12 protein-coding genes are annotated in these 16,494 nt (G+C 68.6%); 7 read left to right on the top strand and 5 right to left on the bottom strand.

Translation table 11 applies throughout. The features are described from left to right. Nucleotides 1-574: 574 nt before the first annotated feature. Nucleotides 575-2,890: a 5-methyltetrahydropteroyltriglutamate--homocysteine S-methyltransferase gene (gene metE / locus BM060_RS31765; protein WP_074986508.1), complete on the top strand. Its 2,316-nt coding sequence runs from the start codon at nt 575-577 to the stop codon at nt 2,888-2,890. A gap of 266 nt (nt 2,891-3,156) precedes the next feature. Continuing rightward, complete coding sequence (locus tag BM060_RS31760; RefSeq protein ID WP_074986506.1) at nt 3,157-4,368, top strand: MFS transporter; 1,212 nt, start codon at nt 3,157-3,159, stop codon at nt 4,366-4,368. 49 nt (nt 4,369-4,417) lie between these two features. On the opposite strand, the gene uvrA is transcribed toward BM060_RS31760, so the two are convergent. From uvrA to BM060_RS31745, 3 genes are all read right to left on the bottom strand, one after another. Further along, nucleotides 4,418-6,985: an excinuclease ABC subunit UvrA gene (gene uvrA / locus BM060_RS31755; RefSeq protein WP_074986504.1), complete on the bottom strand. Its 2,568-nt coding sequence runs from the start codon at nt 6,983-6,985 to the stop codon at nt 4,418-4,420. Between the two features lie 98 nt (nt 6,986-7,083). Then, nucleotides 7,084-7,662: an S-(hydroxymethyl)glutathione synthase gene (gfa, locus tag BM060_RS31750; RefSeq protein WP_074986502.1), complete on the bottom strand. Its 579-nt coding sequence runs from the start codon at nt 7,660-7,662 to the stop codon at nt 7,084-7,086. A gap of 571 nt (nt 7,663-8,233) precedes the next feature. After that, the gene (locus BM060_RS31745) at nt 8,234-9,400 is read right to left on the bottom strand and encodes a GGDEF domain-containing protein (RefSeq protein WP_074986500.1); all 1,167 of its coding nucleotides are present in this window, start codon (nt 9,398-9,400) and stop codon (nt 8,234-8,236) included. Between the two features lie 228 nt (nt 9,401-9,628). Here BM060_RS31745 and BM060_RS31740 point away from each other — a divergent pair, with 228 nt between their 5' ends. Together BM060_RS31740 and BM060_RS31735 are read left to right on the top strand one after the other, a co-directional pair. Continuing rightward, nucleotides 9,629-10,021 (top strand): GFA family protein, encoded by a 393-nt coding sequence (locus tag BM060_RS31740; RefSeq protein ID WP_074986498.1) that lies wholly within the window; start codon nt 9,629-9,631, stop codon nt 10,019-10,021. Nucleotides 10,022-10,152: 131 nt separating this feature from the next. After that, nucleotides 10,153-12,081 (top strand): tyrosine-protein phosphatase, encoded by a 1,929-nt coding sequence (locus tag BM060_RS31735; RefSeq protein WP_074986496.1) that lies wholly within the window; start codon nt 10,153-10,155, stop codon nt 12,079-12,081. A gap of 36 nt (nt 12,082-12,117) precedes the next feature. Here the strand turns inward: BM060_RS31735 and BM060_RS31730 are convergent, their stop codons facing one another. Continuing rightward, nucleotides 12,118-13,047, bottom strand: coding sequence for an AraC family transcriptional regulator (locus BM060_RS31730; RefSeq protein ID WP_074986494.1), 930 nt, complete (start codon nt 13,045-13,047; stop codon nt 12,118-12,120). A 272-nt stretch (nt 13,048-13,319) separates the two neighbouring features. Here BM060_RS31730 and BM060_RS31725 point away from each other — a divergent pair, with 272 nt between their 5' ends. After that, nucleotides 13,320-13,661 carry a carboxymuconolactone decarboxylase family protein gene (locus tag BM060_RS31725; RefSeq protein ID WP_074986491.1) on the top strand — a complete coding sequence of 114 codons (342 nt, stop codon included), beginning with the start codon at nt 13,320-13,322 and terminating at the stop codon, nt 13,659-13,661. 347 nt (nt 13,662-14,008) lie between these two features. On the opposite strand, the gene BM060_RS31720 is transcribed toward BM060_RS31725, so the two are convergent. Further along, nucleotides 14,009-14,965: an AraC family transcriptional regulator gene (locus tag BM060_RS31720; RefSeq protein WP_074986489.1), complete on the bottom strand. Its 957-nt coding sequence runs from the start codon at nt 14,963-14,965 to the stop codon at nt 14,009-14,011. Between the two features lie 93 nt (nt 14,966-15,058). Here BM060_RS31720 and BM060_RS31715 point away from each other — a divergent pair, with 93 nt between their 5' ends. After that, nucleotides 15,059-15,892, top strand: a complete 834-nt coding sequence (locus BM060_RS31715; RefSeq protein WP_074986487.1) for an oxidoreductase — start codon at nt 15,059-15,061, stop codon at nt 15,890-15,892. A gap of 375 nt (nt 15,893-16,267) precedes the next feature. Beyond that, nucleotides 16,268-16,494, top strand: a 227-nt coding sequence (locus BM060_RS31710; RefSeq protein WP_143096619.1) for a transposase, incomplete at its 3' end; no start/stop codon positions are given.

The raw sequence follows: 16,494 nt of genomic DNA, 5'->3' as shown, positions 1-16,494 counted from the left end.
CGCCACTCACGCCATTCCCCTGTAGGAGCGCGCCCTGCGCGCGATTCGCGGGCAGGGCCCGCTCCTACAAGGAGACTCGGCGCAAGAGGCCGAACGGTAGGAGCAACTGTCTTGCCGGCTGCGCCAAGGCGCGCCTCAACGGATGGGTTGAGCCTTGGCGAAACCCATGCGGTCGTGGTGATGGGTATCGCTTCGCTCAACACCATCCTACGGGTCTTGTGTTTGCCGGAGGGCGTAGGAGCGGACCTTGTCCGCGATAGCCGGGAATTCCGGCGCGGTTCGCGGATGAGATCCGCTCCTACGCTGCGCCACTGCCACTCACGCCATTCCCATGTAGGAGCGCGCCCTGCGCGCGATTCGCGGGCAGGGCCCGCTCCTACAGGGAGGCTCGGCGCAAGAGGCCGAACGGTAGGAGCGGATTCATCCGCGATCCGGGGAAAGCCCGAGCGCCGAGGTAGATGACGAAGCTCGATCATGAGTAAAACTTGATTTCATCGCAAATAAATTGAGTTTGTCTCATGAACCGTCGACACCGAGAATCCCTCCACTGGTTTTTCAATGGAGAGATTCACCCATGGCATTGGCCCACAACCTCGGCTTCCCACGTATCGGCCGGGACCGCGAACTGAAGAAAGCCCTGGAAGCCTTCTGGAAAGGCGAGCTGGACGAAGCCGGCCTGCGCGCCGTCGGCAAGCAGCTGCGCGCCACCCACTGGCAGGCGCAGAAGAATGCCGGCATCGAGCTGCTGCCGGTGGGCGATTTCGCCTGGTACGACCAGGTGCTGACCCACTCGCTGACCTTCGGCGTCATCCCCGAGCGCTTCCGCGGCCATGGCGACGCCAAGCCGACCCTGCAGACCCTCTTCGGCATGGCCCGTGGCGTCACTGACAGCTGCTGCGGCGGCGCCCATGCGCAAGAGATGACCAAGTGGTTCGACACCAACTACCACTACCTGGTCCCCGAGTTCACTGCCGACCAGCAGTTCGCGCTGAGCTGGGAACAGCTGTTCGAAGAGGTCGACGAAGCCAAGGCCCTCGGCCATAACGTCAAGCCCGTGGTGATCGGCCCGCTGACCTACCTGTGGCTGGGCAAGACCAAAGGTGCTGATTCTGAAACGAACAGCTTCAACAAGCTCGACCTGCTCGACCGCCTGCTGCCGCTCTACGGGCAGATCTTCCGCCGCCTGGCCGCACAGGGCGTGGAATGGGTGCAGATCGACGAGCCGATCCTGGTCCTCGACCTGCCCCAGGACTGGAAGAACGCCTTCGAGCGCGCCTACAACCTGCTGCAGGGCGAGCCGCTGAAAAAGCTGCTGGCCACCTACTTCGGCGGCCTGGAAGACAACCTCGGCCTGGCCGCGAACCTGCCGGTCGACGGCCTGCACATCGACCTGGTGCGCGCGCCGGAACAGTTCCCGAGCATCCTCGACCGCCTGCCGGCCTACAAGGTCGTGTCGCTGGGCCTGGTCAACGGCCGCAACGTCTGGCGCTGCGACCTGGAAAAGGCCCTGGACGTGGTGCGCCACGCCCAGGAACGCCTCGGCGAGCGACTGTGGCTGGCGCCCTCCTGCTCGCTGCTGCACAGCCCGGTGGACCTGGAGCGTGAAGACAAGCTGGACGCCGAGCTGAAGAGCTGGCTGGCCTTCGCCGTGCAGAAGTGCGCCGAAGTGGCCGTGCTGGCCCGCGCCGCCACCGAGCCGCAGGCCGCCGACGTGGTTGCCGCCCTGCAGCAGAGCCGCGCCGTACAGGCCAGCCGCGCCGCCTCGCCGCGCATCCACAAGCCGGCCGTGCAGGCCCGCCTGGCCGCCATCCAGCCGGCCGACGCCCAGCGCCATTCCGCCTTCGCCGAGCGCATCGCCAAGCAGCGCGCCGGCCTGGACCTGCCGGCCTTCCCCACCACCACCATCGGCTCCTTCCCGCAGACCTCGGCCATCCGCCTGGCGCGCCAGTCGTTCAAGCAGGGCAAGCTGAGCGAGGCCGAGTACACCGAGGCCATGCACAGCGAAATCCGCCACGCCGTGCAGATCCAGGAAAACCTGGGCCTGGACGTGCTGGTACACGGCGAAGCCGAGCGCAACGACATGGTCGAGTACTTCGCCGAGCAGCTCGACGGCTACGTCTTCACCCGCTTCGGCTGGGTGCAGAGCTACGGTTCGCGCTGCGTGAAGCCGGCGGTGATCTACGGCGACCTGAGCCGCCCGAAGGCCATGACCGTGGAGTGGATCACCTACGCCCAGAGCCTCACCGGCAAGGTGATGAAGGGCATGCTGACCGGCCCGGTGACCATGCTGATGTGGTCCTTCCCGCGCGAGGACGTGCCCCGCGAAGTCCAGGCGCGCCAGCTGGCCCTGGCCATCCGCGACGAAGTGGTGGACCTGGAGGCCGCCGGCATCAGGATCGTGCAGATCGACGAAGCCGCCTTCCGCGAAGGCCTGCCGCTGCGCAGGAGCGCCTGGGCGCACTACCTGGAATGGGCCACCGAGGCCTTCCGCCTATGCGCCTCGGGCGTGCGCGACGAAACCCAGATCCACACCCACATGTGCTACAGCGAGTTCAACGACGTGATCGAATCCATCGCCGCCATGGACGCCGACGTGATCACCATCGAGACCTCGCGTTCGGACATGGAGCTGCTGGAGGCCTTCGAGAAGTTCGACTACCCGAACGAGATCGGCCCGGGCGTGTACGACATCCACTCGCCGCGGGTGCCGAGCCGGGAAGAGATCGTCAAGCTGCTGCGCAAGGCGGCCCAGCGCATCCCCGCCGAGCGCCTGTGGGTGAACCCGGACTGCGGCCTGAAGACCCGCGCCTGGCCGGAGACCGAAGCGGCGCTGGTGAACATGGTCGCGGCGGCCCGCGAGCTGCGCAACGACCTCGCCGCGCTGGCCTGATCCACCCGCCATGGTGATGGGTATCGCTTCGCTCGACCCATCCTACGGTCAATGACGAAACGGGACGCCTGGCGTCCCGTTTTGCTTTGCGCTCCCCGCACGTTGCAGCCCCCCTACGGCGGCCTGCCCGAAACGAATTGCCCGTTTCTCGATATCCGACGTCCGAAACTCGCAAGACGGACGGACACGTACTGCCTAGCATAGGGCCTCCGCCAAAAACGATGGCCGCGCCAGCGAGCCGGCCGCCCCTTGCTGCCCGGAGTCCCATGTCCACTACTGCCGCCCCCACGGCTGCCGCGTCCGTCGCCAGCCAAGCAAGCCCCCTGGTCATGCGCGTGATCGGCGCCTGCGCCCTGGCCCATCTGATCAACGACCTGATCCAGGCGGTGCTGCCGTCGATCTACCCGGTGCTCAAGGCCAACTACGGCCTGAGCTTCACCCAGGTCGGCCTGATCACCCTGACCTTCCAGCTGACCGCCTCGCTGCTGCAGCCCTGGGTGGGCTACCACACCGACCGCCATCCCAAGCCCTGGCTGGCGCCGGCCGGCAGCGTCTGCACGCTGATCGGCATCCTCATGCTGGCCTTCGTCGGCAGCTTCCCGGCCATCCTCCTGGCCTCGGCGCTGGTGGGCATCGGCTCCTCGACCTTCCACCCGGAAACCTCGCGCATCGCGCGCCTGGCCTCGGGCGGCCGCTACGGCCTGGCGCAGTCCACCTTCCAGGTCGGCGGCAATGCCGGCAGCGCCTTCGGCCCGCTGCTGGCCGCAGCCATCATCGTGCCCTACGGCCAGGGCCACGTGGCCTGGTTCGGCCTGTTCTCGGTGTTCGCCATCGGCGTGCTCTACGGGCTGAGCCGCTGGTACCGCAACCACCTGAACCTGTTCAAGCTCAAGCAGGGCGGCAAGGCCACCCACGGCCTGTCCAAGGGCCGGGTCAACACCGCGCTGGTGGTGCTGGCGCTGCTGGTGTTCTCCAAGTACTTCTACATGGCCAGCTTCACCAGCTACTTCACCTTCTACCTGATCGAGAAGTTCCAGCTCTCGGTGGCCAGCTCGCAGCTGTACCTGTTCCTGTTCCTCGGCGCGGTGGCCGCCGGCACCTTCTTCGGCGGCCCGGTGGGCGACCGCGTCGGGCGCAAGACGGTGATCTGGTTCTCGATCCTCGGCGTGGCCCCCTTCACCCTGGCCCTGCCCTACGTCGACCTGTTCTGGACCGGCGTGCTGAGCATGATCATCGGCTTCATCCTCGCCTCGGCGTTCTCCGCCATCGTGGTGTTCGCCCAGGAGTTGGTGCCCGGCAACGTCGGCATGATCGCCGGGGTGTTCTTCGGCCTGATGTTCGGCTTCGGCGGCATCGGCGCCGCCCTGCTCGGCCACCTGGCCGACATCCACGGCATCGAGTACGTGTACAAGCTGTGCTCCTACCTGCCGCTGCTGGGCTGCCTGACCATCCTGCTGCCCTCCACCAAGCGGGCCTGACGGCGCGAAGGCGCTCGAAGGAGCGCCTTCTGCGCCAGCGGTTCCGCCCTCAGCGCCTTGCGCGCCGCGTGCTCGCCGCGCAGCGCGCCAGTTCCGCGGCGAGATAGGCCGCGGTCCTGCTGCCCTTCGCCCGCGCCAGCTGTTGCGGGGTGCCGCTGGCCACCACGCGGCCGCCGGCCTGGCCGGCGCCCGGGCCGACGTCGATCACCCAGTCGGCCTGGCTCACCACGCGCATGTCGTGCTCGATCATCACCACGCTGTTGCCGGCATCGACCAGCCGCTGCAATTGCAGCATCAGCCGGTCGATGTCCGCCACGTGCAGGCCGGTGGTGGGTTCGTCCAGCACATACAGGCTGCGGCCGCGCTGGCTGCGTTGCAGCTCGGTGGCCAGCTTGATGCGCTGCGCCTCGCCGCCGGACAGCTCGGTGGCCGGCTGCCCCAGGCGCAGGTAGCCCAGGCCGATCTCGCGCAGCAGGCGCAGCGGGCGCGCCACCGCGTCCTCATTGGCGAAGAAGTCGCAGGCCTCCTCCACCGTCATGCCCAGCACCTCGGCGATGTTGCGGCCGTTCCAGCGCACCTGCAGCGTCGCCTCGTTGTAGCGGGCGCCGTGGCAACTGGGGCATGGCGCATACACGCTGGGCATGAACAGCAGTTCCACGCTGACGAAGCCCTCGCCCTCGCAGGTGTCGCAGCGCCCCTTGGCCACGTTGAACGAGAAGCGCCCGGCGTCGTAGCGGCGGCGGCGCGCATCGGGGGTGGCGGCGAACAGCTTGCGCACGTGGTCGAACAGGCCGGTGTAGGTGGCCAGGTTGGAACGCGGCGTGCGGCCGATGGGCTTCTGGTCCACCTGCACCACCCGCTGCACCGCCGCCAGGTCGCCGGCCAGGTGGCCGCCGGTGCTTTCGAGGATCGCCGGGCCCTCCTCGGTGGCTTGCGCGCTGTCCTCCTCGGGCTCGTGCCCCAGGTGCGCCAGCATCAGCTCGGGCAGTGCCTGGGCGATGAGGCTGGACTTGCCCGAACCGGAGATGCCGGTGACCGCGGTGAGCACGCCCAGCGGAATGCGCGCGTCCACCCCGCGCAGGTTGTGCCGGTGGATGCCGCGCAGCTCCAGCCAGCCGGCGGCCTCGCGCCCGTGGCTGGGCGGCGCGGGAATCTCGTCGAACAGGTAGCGGGCGGTGCGCGACTCCGCCACCGCGCGCAGGCCCGCCGGGACGCCGCTGTAGAGCACCCGGCCGCCGCGCTCGCCGGCGTCGGGCCCGACGTCCACCAGCCATTGCGCGCGGCGCATCAGCTCCAGGTCGTGTTCCACCACGAACACCGAGTTGCCGGCGTCGCGCAGCCTGTCCAGGGCGTCGTACAGGGCCTGGCTGTCGGAGGGGTGCAGCCCGGCCGAGGGCTCGTCGAGCACGTAGACCACGCCGAACAGCATGGAACTCAGCTGCGTGGCCAGCCGCAGGCGCTGCAGCTCGCCGGTGGACAGGCTCGGCGTGGCGCGGTCCAGGCTCAGGTAGCCCAGGCCCAGTTGCTGCAGCGTGCGCAGCCGCGCCACCACGCCCTCGGCCAGGCGCCGCGCCGCCAGTTGCTTCTCTTCCGAAAGCGCAGCGCCGGGCTGGGCGCGGAAGTCGCCCTGGGCGATGGGCTCCAGCAGCGCCGCCACCTGGTCCAGGGGCAACTGCGCCAGCGCGCCTATGTCCACCCCGCCGAAGGTCACCGCCAGCGCCTCGGCCTTGAGCCGCTTGCCGCCGCACGCCGGGCACGGCCGGCCCTCCATGAAGCGCGACACGCGCCTTCTCATCAGGGCGCTCTGGGTGCTGGCGAAGGTGTGCAGCACGTAGCGCCGCGCGCCGGTGAAGGTGCCCATGTAGCTGGGCTCCTGCTTGCGCTTGAGCGCGATGCGGGTTTCGGCGGGGGTGAGGCCGGCGTACACCGGCGCGGTGGGGGTTTCCTCGGTGAAAAGGATCCAGTCGCGGTCCTTCTTCGGCAGGTCGCGCCAGGGCCGGTCGACGTCGTAGCCCAGGGTGACGAGGATGTCGCGCAGGTTCTGCCCGTGCCAGGCCGGCGGCCAGGCGGCGATGGCCTTCTCGCGGATGCTCAGCGACGGGTCCGGCACCATCAGCGCCTCGGTCACCTCGTACACGTGGCCCAGGCCATGACAGGCCGGGCAGGCGCCCTGCGGCGTGTTCGGCGAGAAGTCCTCGGCGTACAGCAGCGGCTGGCCCGGCGGGTAGGTGCCGGCGCGCGAGTACATCATCCGCACCAGGCTGGACAGGGTGGTCACGCTGCCCACCGAGGAGCGCGCGTTGCTGGCGCCGCGCTGTTGCTGCAACGCCACCGCCGGCGGCAGGCCGTCGATGGCGTCGACGTCCGGCACGCCCACCTGGTCGATCAGGCGCCGGGCATAGGGCGCCACCGACTCGAAGTAGCGCCGCTGCGCCTCGGCATACAGGGTGCCGAACGCCAGCGAGGACTTGCCGGAACCCGACACGCCGGAGAACACCACCAGCGCATCGCGCGGGATGGCGACATCCACGTCCTTGAGGTTGTGCTCGCGCGCGCCGCGCACTTCGACGAAACCGCTGGCGCCGGGGGCGCCGACAGGGGGCTTGCTGTGGGGCATGGGGACGGACTCGGGGCTCTGTTGGCCAGGAGTATGCCTGAGGAGGCCCGCGTTGACCGAGGGCCTCTATCAGGTGGCCGGCCGCCCCGGCGCCGGCGTCAGGCCTCGCGGTAGGTGCCCTTCTGCTTGGCGGCGTGGCTGGCCAGGGCGTCCATCAGCGGCGGCGACAGGCAGTCATAGGGTTCCAGGTTGAGTTCGCGCAGGCGCTGGCGGATGGCGTCCATCTGCACCGGCGGGGTGCCGCTCTCGATCACCGAAGAGACGAAGGCGGCGAAGCCCGGCGCCGACCAGCCCTCCTGCGGGGACAGTTCGGTATGCACGAAGTCCAGGCCGTAGAAGGCGTGCCCCGGGTTCTCGATGCGCCCGAACAGGTGCGCGCCGCACTCGCGGCAGGCGTGGCGCTGGATGACGGCGCTGTCGTCGACGATCTGCAGCTTCTCGGGGTGGGCCACCACGCTGACCTTGTCCCGCGGCACCACCGCGACCACCGAGAAGGTCGCCCCCGCGGGCTTCCAGCACTTGGTGCAGCCGCAGGCGTGGTTGTGCAGCGTCTGGGCGCCGACCGCGACCTCCACCTTGTCGGTCGCGCACAGGCATTGCAGGGTGCCGCCGGCGAAGCCGGGCTGTTCCGGGCGGATGCCGTTGTCCAGCGAGGGGTGAATGTGAATCGCGCTCATGGGGTTGACCTCCTGGCGTTCGCTGCGCCAGGGCCGGCACGGCGACATGCCATGCCGCGAAGCCCTGGCGGTCGAAATGGGTGGCACGGGCCATCGATGGATTTTCCCGCCAAACACGCGGCTTCGGTGGCGGGCCGGATATCCGGTAGGCGTCCGGCGTGGCCGGTGAGTCCAATCGCGGACGGAGTCCGCTCCTACGCTGTTTTCTGGGTTATTCCCCTTCGGGCCAGCGCAAGCGCTGGCCCGAAGGGGAATAACCCAACAGACAACTCCGTGATGTGGTAGGAGCGGGCCCTGCCCGCGATTCGCGCGCAGGGCGCGCTCCTACAGGGGAATACCATAGGTAAGCACCGCTTTTCGTAGGAGCGAGCTTGCTCGCGAACCGACTCCGCAGCGGGGCACGTTCGCGAGCAAGAACTAGGCGTCCCCCTCGCTCCTACGAAGAGCATCTCTGCAGCATAGTTGCCCGGCAGCGGAACCGTAGGATGGGTTGAGCGAAGCGATACCCATCACCATTGTCCGATGGGTTTCGCAAGCTCAACCCATCCTACGAAAAGCGTCTCGGCACAGCCTACGCCTCGCCGCCGGCCAGGCTGCGGTCCACCAGGCGGATGCTGTCGCGGCCGCCGCGCTTGGATTCGTACAGCGCCGCGTCGCCCTGCTCGATCAGCGCCGCCAGGCTGGCCGGCGGCCGGTCGAACAGGCTGGCGCCGATGCTCAGGGTCACCGCCTCGGGCGTGGCGAAGGCCTGCGCGGCGGCCTGGTGGAACTGCTCGCGCAGCGCGCTGCCCAGCGCCACCACACGCTCGTCGGTCACGTCGCTGAGCAAGATGACGAACTCGTCGCCGCCCAACCGGGCCGCGATTGCGCCCTCGGGCAGCAGCGCGCGGATCATCTCGCTCAGCGTGACCAGCAACCGGTCGCCGGCGATGTGGCCGTGCAGGTCGTTGACCAGCTTGAAGTTGTCGATGTCGATCAGCAGCAACGCGCCCGGCCGCGCGCTGCAGACCTCCTCCAGCAACCGCGGCGCGCGCACTTCCAGGGCGCGGCGGTTGTACAGCGCGGTCAGCGGGTCGCGGGCGGCCAGCCGGGCCATGCGCTTCTCGCGGCGGTAGCGCTCGGTGCCGGTCATCGACAGCGCGATCAGCATGATCGCCATCGCCCCTTCCACCAGCGAAACCTGGATGATCGCGCCGCGGAAGGCCGTGAGGTCGATCAGCGTGCCCGGCACCAGCGCCGTCAGCGGCTTGGCCAGGTAGAACAGCCCGTGCAGCAGCAACACGTAGCGCAACTGCCCGGCGCCCACGCTCAACGACTTGCCATGGGGCCGCAGCAGCGCGCTAGCGCGTAGCGTCGGTAGCGCCACTAGCAGCGAGTTGGCCAGCAGCATGACCTTCGACCACGCCTGCCCGTCCGGCAACAGCAGCATGGCCGTCCAGGCGACGAAGATCAGGTACCAGGCGCGGGACAGACACGCCTCGGTGAAGCGCGCCACGCCCAGCAGGAACAGCCAGTGGGCGATGATCAGCAGGCCGTTGGCGAACCAGATGCCCAGGAGCGGGAAGCCGACCATACGCAGCAAGGCGAGGGTCGAGCCCACGGCGATGGTGGAAAAGCCCGCGCTCCAGAACAGCAGCGAGGGTTCGCGGACGTTGCGCCACTCGATGGCCAGGTACAGGGCGGCGGCCGCTGCCAGGGCGATCGAGAGGGTCAACATCGTGGGAGGATCGAGCGCCATGACTTCTGAACGGGGCTGCCTGGACGGTGGGGGGCGGATTCTAAGCGTTCGCGGCGCTTTTTCGCAGAGCCCTTCCCGCCCTGCCGACGGGAAGCCCGCTCCCACGAGCATAGCCGCTTCGCCGCCCCCTGCCCGGCGCACGAACGTCGGAAGCCGAAACCCGGCGACGGTCCGGCTGCTATTTTTCACGGCGGACTTCCGAGCCTTCGACTCCAGAGGAGATGCAGCATGGACCAGTTCACCGGCGGTTGCCTGTGCGGCAACGTCCGCTTCGTGGCCTCGGGGCGCCCCTACCGGGTCGGCCTCTGCCACTGCCTCGACTGCCGCAAGCACCATGGCGCCCTGTTCCACGCCTCGGCGATATTCCCCGAGGCCGCGGTGGCCATCGAGGGCGAAACCCGCGACTACGCCGGGCGGTTCTTCTGCCCGCGCTGCGGCTCGTCGGTGTTTCTGCGCAGCGCGGACGAGGTGGAAGTGAACCTGGGCGCCCTGGATGCCCCGGACCAGTTCGTGCCGACCTACGAACTCTGGACCCTCCGCCGCGAGTCCTGGCTGCCGGCGTTCCCGCTGGCCAGGCACTACGAGCGCGACCGCGAGGGTACCGGCCGCTTCGAGGAGTAGGCGCACGACGGACGGAAAACGCAGCCCACGGACAATTCGCGCCGTGATTTTCCCGGCGCCGCGAACTGTAATATCCCGGTTCGCAACGATGCCGATAGTAGCCCCGCCAACCCGCTCGAAGAGGCTACATCGTGCTGCATCGTGTTCTGTTCTCCCTGTCCGCCCTCAGCCTGTCCATCGCCGCCCACGCCGCCCACGCCGCCGAGACCTACACCCTCGACACCCCGCGGCTGACCGGCATCGACAACTTCCGCGACATCGCCGGAACCACCACCGCCTACACCACCGCCAACGACGGCACCATGCGCTCGGGGGTGTTCTACCGCTCCAACGCGCTGACGCCCACGGCCTCGGACCTGGCCACGCTCGATGGCCTGGGGATCAGCAACGTCTTCGACCTGCGCACCCCCAGCGAAATCGCCGCCACGCCCGACACCCTGCCCGCCGGCGCCGCCTACCGGAACATCGACATCATCGGCAGCACCACCTCCGGGGCGAACGTCACCAACATCTCCTTCAGCAGCGCCGCCGAGGCCGTTGCCATGATGGAAGAAACCAACCGCGCCTTCGTCAGCGACGCCGGCATGCGCAGCCAGTTCACCGAGCTGTTCAACGAACTGGCCGCGGCCGACGGCGCCGCCCTCTTCCACTGCACCGCCGGCAAGGACCGCACCGGCTGGACCGCCGCCGTGCTGCTGAGCATCGCCGGGGTGGACAGCGCCACCATCATGGCCAACTACCTGGCCACCAACGACTACACCGCCGAGCGCGTCGCCGCGACCCTGGCGGCGCTGCCGCCGAGCCTGGCGGAAATCTACGCGCCCCTGCTCGGCGTGCAGGCCAGCTACCTGCAGACCGGCCTGGACGAAGTGGTGGCCCGGTACGGCAGCATGGACAACTACCTCAAGCAAGGCCTGGGCCTGTCCCAGGAAACCCTCTACGTGCTGCGCGGCAAGATGGTCTACTACAACAGCCTGCCCGGCATGGCGGGCCTGGCCGGCAACGCCGCCGCCGGCGCGCGACTGCTGCAGCAACTGCAGAACAGCAGCCTCTCCGGTGCCTACAGCGCCTACAACTACTACCTGCAATCGGCCATCGACGCCGGCAGCCTCGGCGGCGTCGAGTCCACCGTCGGCGGCCAGGCCCACGCCGATGCCGCCAGCTACCTGCTGCGCCAGGACGCGCTGATCGACAGGGCCGCCGCGCCCTTCGCCAGCGGCACCGACCTCAAGCCCGGCCAGCGCCGCCTGTGGAGCACCACCCTGGCCGGCTACCAGGGCAACGACGGCTCGTCCTGGGCCGCCAGCAGCAACGAGCACACCCAGGGCCTGATGGTCGGCCTGACCCAACGCTTCAGCGAACAGCTCAGCGCCAACGCCGGCTTCGGCTACAGCCGCGGCAGCGTCGGCGGCGCGGGCGGCGAGGTGGACACCGACCTGACCTTCCTCCGCGCCGGCGCGCGCTTCGCCCCGGGCAGCCTGGAGCAGGGCCTGTTCGTCGACGCCGACCTCAGCACCGGCTGGCTCGACTACGACAGCAAGCGCGAGCTCGGCGGCGGCCTGGGCACCGCCAAGGGCGACAGCCACGGCACCCTCAGCGGCGCCGGCGTGGCGCTGGGCTACCGCATCCCGGTGCGCGACGCGATCCTCGAACCGAGCCTGGGCGTGCGCATCAGCCACCTGGACCTGTCCGGCTTCCAGGAAAAAGGCAGCGAACTGGCGCTGGACGTCGACGGTATCGAGCAGACCCGCCGCAGCGCCGTCGCCAACCTGAAAGTGAGCTTCATGCCCATCGCCCTGAGCGGCGGCTGGCAACTGGTGCCGGGCCTGGACCTGGGCTACGACCACGCGCTGGGCGACTACAAGGTCGACAGCGAAGGCCACCTGCTGGGCCTGGACGTCGCCCAGCGCGCCGCCTTCGACAACCGCGACCAGTTCAGCGGCGCGGTGAACGCCATGGCCAGCCTCGGCGACCTGAGCTTCGGCGCAGAAGTCGGCGCCCTGAGCGGCAGCGGCAGCCACGGCTACAGCGGCAGCCTCAAGGCCAGCTACCAGTTCTGACCGCCCGCCCCTGCCCGGCCTGCTGGCCGGGCATCACTAGTGGCGGATGCCCTTGCGCACGTCCGCCGGGCTCAGCCCGAAGGCGCCCTGGAAGTACTGGCAGAACCGCCCGACATTGCTGAAGCCCAGGCCCAGGGCGATTTCGCTGACCGAGGGCGAAGCGTCCTGGCGCAGCGCGTCGTACGCCCGTTCCAGGCGGACCTGGCGCTGGTAGGCGACGATGGAACTGCCGACGAAGCGCCGGAAGCCTTCCTGCAGAGCGCGCAGGCTGACGTTCGTCAGCGCGGCCAGCTCACCGCCGCTGACCAGGGCGTCGGGATGCTCGCGGATGTACTCCACGGCCAGCTTCACGTGGCGCGGCGCAATCAGCGGCCCCGGCCGGCGCAACGCCTCGCTGTAGTTGTGCGGCCAGGCCTCCAGTACCGAATCCACCAGCATCTCCTGCACACGGGCGGGCATCAGCGCGCTGGAACTGGCCAGGGCATCGAACTCCGCGCCGGTGGCCAGGCCGACGATCGCCTTGATCCCCTGGAAGGCCTCCACCTTCATGTCCACCACCGGCTGGAAGCGCGCCGGGCGCACCACCGGGCGGCCGAGCAGCGTGGCGAGCCGCCTGGCGAACAGCCCGCGGCGCACCGAAAGCCCGTACTGCGCATGGCCGTCGCCGAAGCCCACCGAGCGCACCGCGGCCTTCTCGATGGCCAGGCCGACCTGGGGCACGCCCACGGTCTCGCTGGACTGGTTGAAGACGATGCGCCCGGCGGTGGGAAAGACGAAGGTGATCTCGTCATCCATGTCGGGCAGCGCAGTGAGGAAGTCGCCGCGAAAGCTCAGGCGCCGGAAGCTGACGCCCTCGTAGCGCCCGTAGACGCCGGCGATGGCGACCTTGCGCCGCAGGGGCGGAAGGCCGGAATAGAGATCGCCGAACATCCGCGTGAACAGCGCGCCGAACTCGTCGGCGTGCATGTCCTCGGAACGGATGAGAAACGGCCTGCGCGAAGTACCTGTGTCCACCTTGCTGCCCCATCTGCCGGCAATGCCAGGAAGCCGCCCGCACCTCGGCGGGCAGCATGCGGGCGCCAGGGTAGCGGCCGCGGATTACAACTGCGTGATGCCGCGCCCTCCTCCCAAAGTCCGCCCCGACCGCCGCCAAAGGCGGAGTGCCCGGCGCCGCGCCAGTGGTTAGCGTCATCGGCACCTGTTGGCTGCCCAGGCAGCATCACCCGGAGGATGAACCCATGATGGACTGGAACGCACACCGCAATCAGCTGATGGCCGGCGTAGGCGAGCTCGGAAAACTCTCCCCGGGCACCGTCGACGGCTACCTCACCGCCAGCGGCGCCGGCCAGGAAACCGGCCACCTGGACGCCAAGACGCGCCAGCTGATCTCCCTGGCCGTGGCAGTAACCACCCGCTGCGACGGCTGCATCTCGGTACACGCCGCCGAAGCGGTGAAGGAAGGCGCCAGCAAGGCGGAAATCGCCGAGGCGCTGGGCGTGGCGGTGGCGATGAACACCGGCGCTGCGCTGGTGTACTCCACTCGGGTGCTGGCCGCGGTGGACCAGGCGGGCGGGGCCTGAAAGGCAAATCGCGGACGGAGTCCTGTTCCTACAGCATGAGCGAGCATGGCTTTTCGTAGGATGGTGTTGAGCGAAGCGATACCCATCAGCGCAACCGCATGGGTTTCGCAAGCTCAACCCATCCTACGAAAAGCACCTCGGCGCAACCGGCAAGACAGTTGTTCCTACAGGTTGACGCCGAACCTACCGCCCCTACCGAACAGCCCCTCTCCCGCTTTCGGGAGAGGGAACGCAGAAGCAATGTGCGGGCCCTGCCCGCGATTCGCGCGCAGGGCGCGCTCCTACAGGGGAATGGCGTGGGCCGGGCTACGTAGGAGCGGACTCCGTCCGCGATTGCGCCGAACGGCCTAATGGGAAGACACATACACCGCCTCCCCATGCACCGGCGGAATCGCAAAACTCTCCCGCATCCGCCTCGCCTCCGCCTGCGGCGAACGCCCGAACAACCGCTTGAACTCCCGGTTGAACTGCGACGGGCTGGCATAGCCCACGGCATGGCTGGCGGCCTGCGCCGTCATGCCCTGGCGCACGATCAGCAGCCGCGCCTGGTGCAACCGGGTGCACTTCACGTACTGCATGGGCGAGGTCTGGGTGATCGCCTTGAAATGGCTGTGGAACGAAGGAACGCTCATGCCGGCCTCCTCGGCCAGGCGCGGCAAGTCGAGCGGCTGCGCGTAATCCGTGTGGATGCGCCGCAGCGCCCTGGCGATCCGCCCGAACCGCCCCTGCATGGCCAGCGCCGCGCGCATGGCGGTGCCCTGGGCGCCGGTCAGCACGCGGAAATACAGCTCGCGCAGCAGGGCCGGGCCGAGCACCGTCGCCTCCAGCGGGTCGTTCAGCGCCGCCAGAAAGCGCAGGACGGAAGCGGCGAGCGCGTCATCCATGGGGCTCGACATCATGCTGCGCGGCGCCTCCTTCGGCGAGGGCGACTGCTGCTGGTCGATCTGGAGCATCAGCTCGGCGGCGAGCTGAAAATCCAGGTGCAGGTAGATGGCCAGCAGCGGGCGCTCGGCCGTCGCGTCCGTTTCCATGGTGAAGGGCACGGGCACGGCGACGGCCAGGTAATGCTGCTCGTCGTACACATACACCTGATCGCCGAAATACCCGCGCTTGCAGCCCTGGCACACGATCACGATGCCGGGGTCGTAGAGCACCGGCGTCCGCGCCAGGGGCCGGTCCGACCTCAGGATGCGCACGCTGGCCAGCGACGTGAGGTTGTACCCCTCCTGGGGGGCCAACGCCTCTAGCAGGGCGACCATGCGTTCCCGCTCCGGTGGGTGATGTTCGGGCGTGGTGCTGCTCATAGGATCAGGCAATAAAGTCAGAAGATACGGTCTCTGAAACAGGCCGGCGGATGAGTATTGTGCGCTCATCCCCACTGAAATGGAGCCACCGCCATGTCACCCCGCAAAACCTTGTTGATCACCGGCGCCAGCAGCGGCTTCGGGCTGGCCCTTGCCCAGGAGGCCTTGGCGGACGGACACCGCGTGGTGGGCACCGTCCGCAGCGAGCAGGCCAGGGCCGCGCTGGAAGCCCTGGCCCCCGGCCAGGCGCTGGGGCGCCTGCTGGACGTGACCGACTTCGCGGCCATCGAGCCGCTGATCGCCGAAGTGGAAAGGACCGTCGGCCCGCTGGATGTGCTGGTGAACAGCGCCGGCTACGGTCACGAAGGCATCCTCGAAGAATCCCCGCTGGCGGAAATGCGCCGGCAGTTCGACGTGAACGTGTTCGGCGCCGTGGCGATGATGAAGGCCGTGCTGCCATACATGCGCCAGCGGCGCCGCGGCCACATCCTCAACATCACCTCGATGGGCGGCTTCATCACCCTGCCCGGCATTGCCTACTACTGCGGCAGCAAGTTCGCCCTGGAAGGCATATCAGAAGTGGTGGGCAAGGAAGTCGAAGGCTTCGGCATCGCCGTGACCGCCGTCGCGCCCGGCTCCTTCCGCACCGACTGGGCCGGCCGCTCCATGGTCCGCAGCCCCCGCAGCATCGCCGACTACGACGCACTCTTCGACCCCGTGCGCCAGGCGCGCCAGGAAAAAAGCGGCAAGCAGCTTGGCGACCCGAGGAAAGCGGCCAGGGCCATGCTGCAAGCGATCGACTCGGCGAATCCCCCCGCCCACCTGCTGCTGGGCAGCGACGCACTCGGCCTGGTGCGCCAGAAACTGGGGGCGCTGGAAGAGGAAATAGCGGCCTGGGAAGCCACTACCCGCTCCACGGATGGATGAGGCGTCGGCCTGCGCGCGAATCGCGGACAGAGTCCGCTCCTACCCACACCGGCGGCCACGGCTTTTGCTTTTCGTAGGAGCGAGCTTGCTCGCGAACAGACTCCACTACGAGGCTCATTCGCGAGCAAGCTCGCTCCTACGAAGAGCTCCTCGGCGCAGTCGGCAAGACAGTCGCTCCTACAGGTTGACGCCGAACCTCCCGCCCGCGCCGGACAGCCCCCTCTCCCGCTTGCGGGAGAGGGGGCTCTTGAACCCGACACCCAAGCCACCGGTAAGTAAGCGCCCGGTGAACACACCTTCCGAACTCCAGCATTAAGGGCGATGGTGTCCGCGTATTTTTAAGCGGACGCGATAGCCCTTATCGCCGGGATTTCCATGCGCCAACGAAGCTCTTACCCCAAACCGTTCAAGGCCCAAGTCGTGCGGGAGTGCCTGCAACCCGGCGCGACCGTCTCCAGCGTGGCCATCAGTCATGGCATCAACGCCAACGTAATCCGCAAATGGTTACCGATTTACCGTGACCAAGTCCCAGCACTGCCTGCATTCGTACCGCTGCCGCCGATTCCCAAGCGGCAAGCGGATGAAACGGTGGTGATCGCCTT

It is taken from the genome of Pseudomonas citronellolis (genome assembly GCF_900112375.1).
Taxonomy (GTDB): Bacteria; Pseudomonadota; Gammaproteobacteria; order Pseudomonadales; family Pseudomonadaceae; genus Pseudomonas; species Pseudomonas citronellolis.
Note: the sequence above shows the minus strand (reverse complement) of the source record. Positions and strands in the feature narration are given on the sequence as shown.

Excerpts from the sequence above, each read along its gene's own strand:
- BM060_RS31760 (WP_074986506.1), top strand. The coding sequence starts at position 3,157 with ATGTCCACTACTGCCGCCCCCACGGCTGCCGCGTCCGTCGCCAGCCAA.
- uvrA (WP_074986504.1), bottom strand. The coding sequence starts at position 6,985 with ATGCCCCACAGCAAGCCCCCTGTCGGCGCCCCCGGCGCCAGCGGTTTC.
- BM060_RS31730 (WP_074986494.1), bottom strand. The coding sequence starts at position 13,047 with ATGCACGCCGACGAGTTCGGCGCGCTGTTCACGCGGATGTTCGGCGAT.
- BM060_RS31715 (WP_074986487.1), top strand. The coding sequence starts at position 15,059 with ATGTCACCCCGCAAAACCTTGTTGATCACCGGCGCCAGCAGCGGCTTC.
- gfa (WP_074986502.1), bottom strand. The coding sequence starts at position 7,662 with ATGAGCGCGATTCACATTCACCCCTCGCTGGACAACGGCATCCGCCCG.
- BM060_RS31720 (WP_074986489.1), bottom strand. The coding sequence starts at position 14,965 with ATGAGCAGCACCACGCCCGAACATCACCCACCGGAGCGGGAACGCATG.
- metE (WP_074986508.1), top strand. The coding sequence starts at position 575 with ATGGCATTGGCCCACAACCTCGGCTTCCCACGTATCGGCCGGGACCGC.
- BM060_RS31745 (WP_074986500.1), bottom strand. The coding sequence starts at position 9,400 with ATGGCGCTCGATCCTCCCACGATGTTGACCCTCTCGATCGCCCTGGCA.
- BM060_RS31725 (WP_074986491.1), top strand. The coding sequence starts at position 13,320 with ATGATGGACTGGAACGCACACCGCAATCAGCTGATGGCCGGCGTAGGC.
- BM060_RS31740 (WP_074986498.1), top strand. The coding sequence starts at position 9,629 with ATGGACCAGTTCACCGGCGGTTGCCTGTGCGGCAACGTCCGCTTCGTG.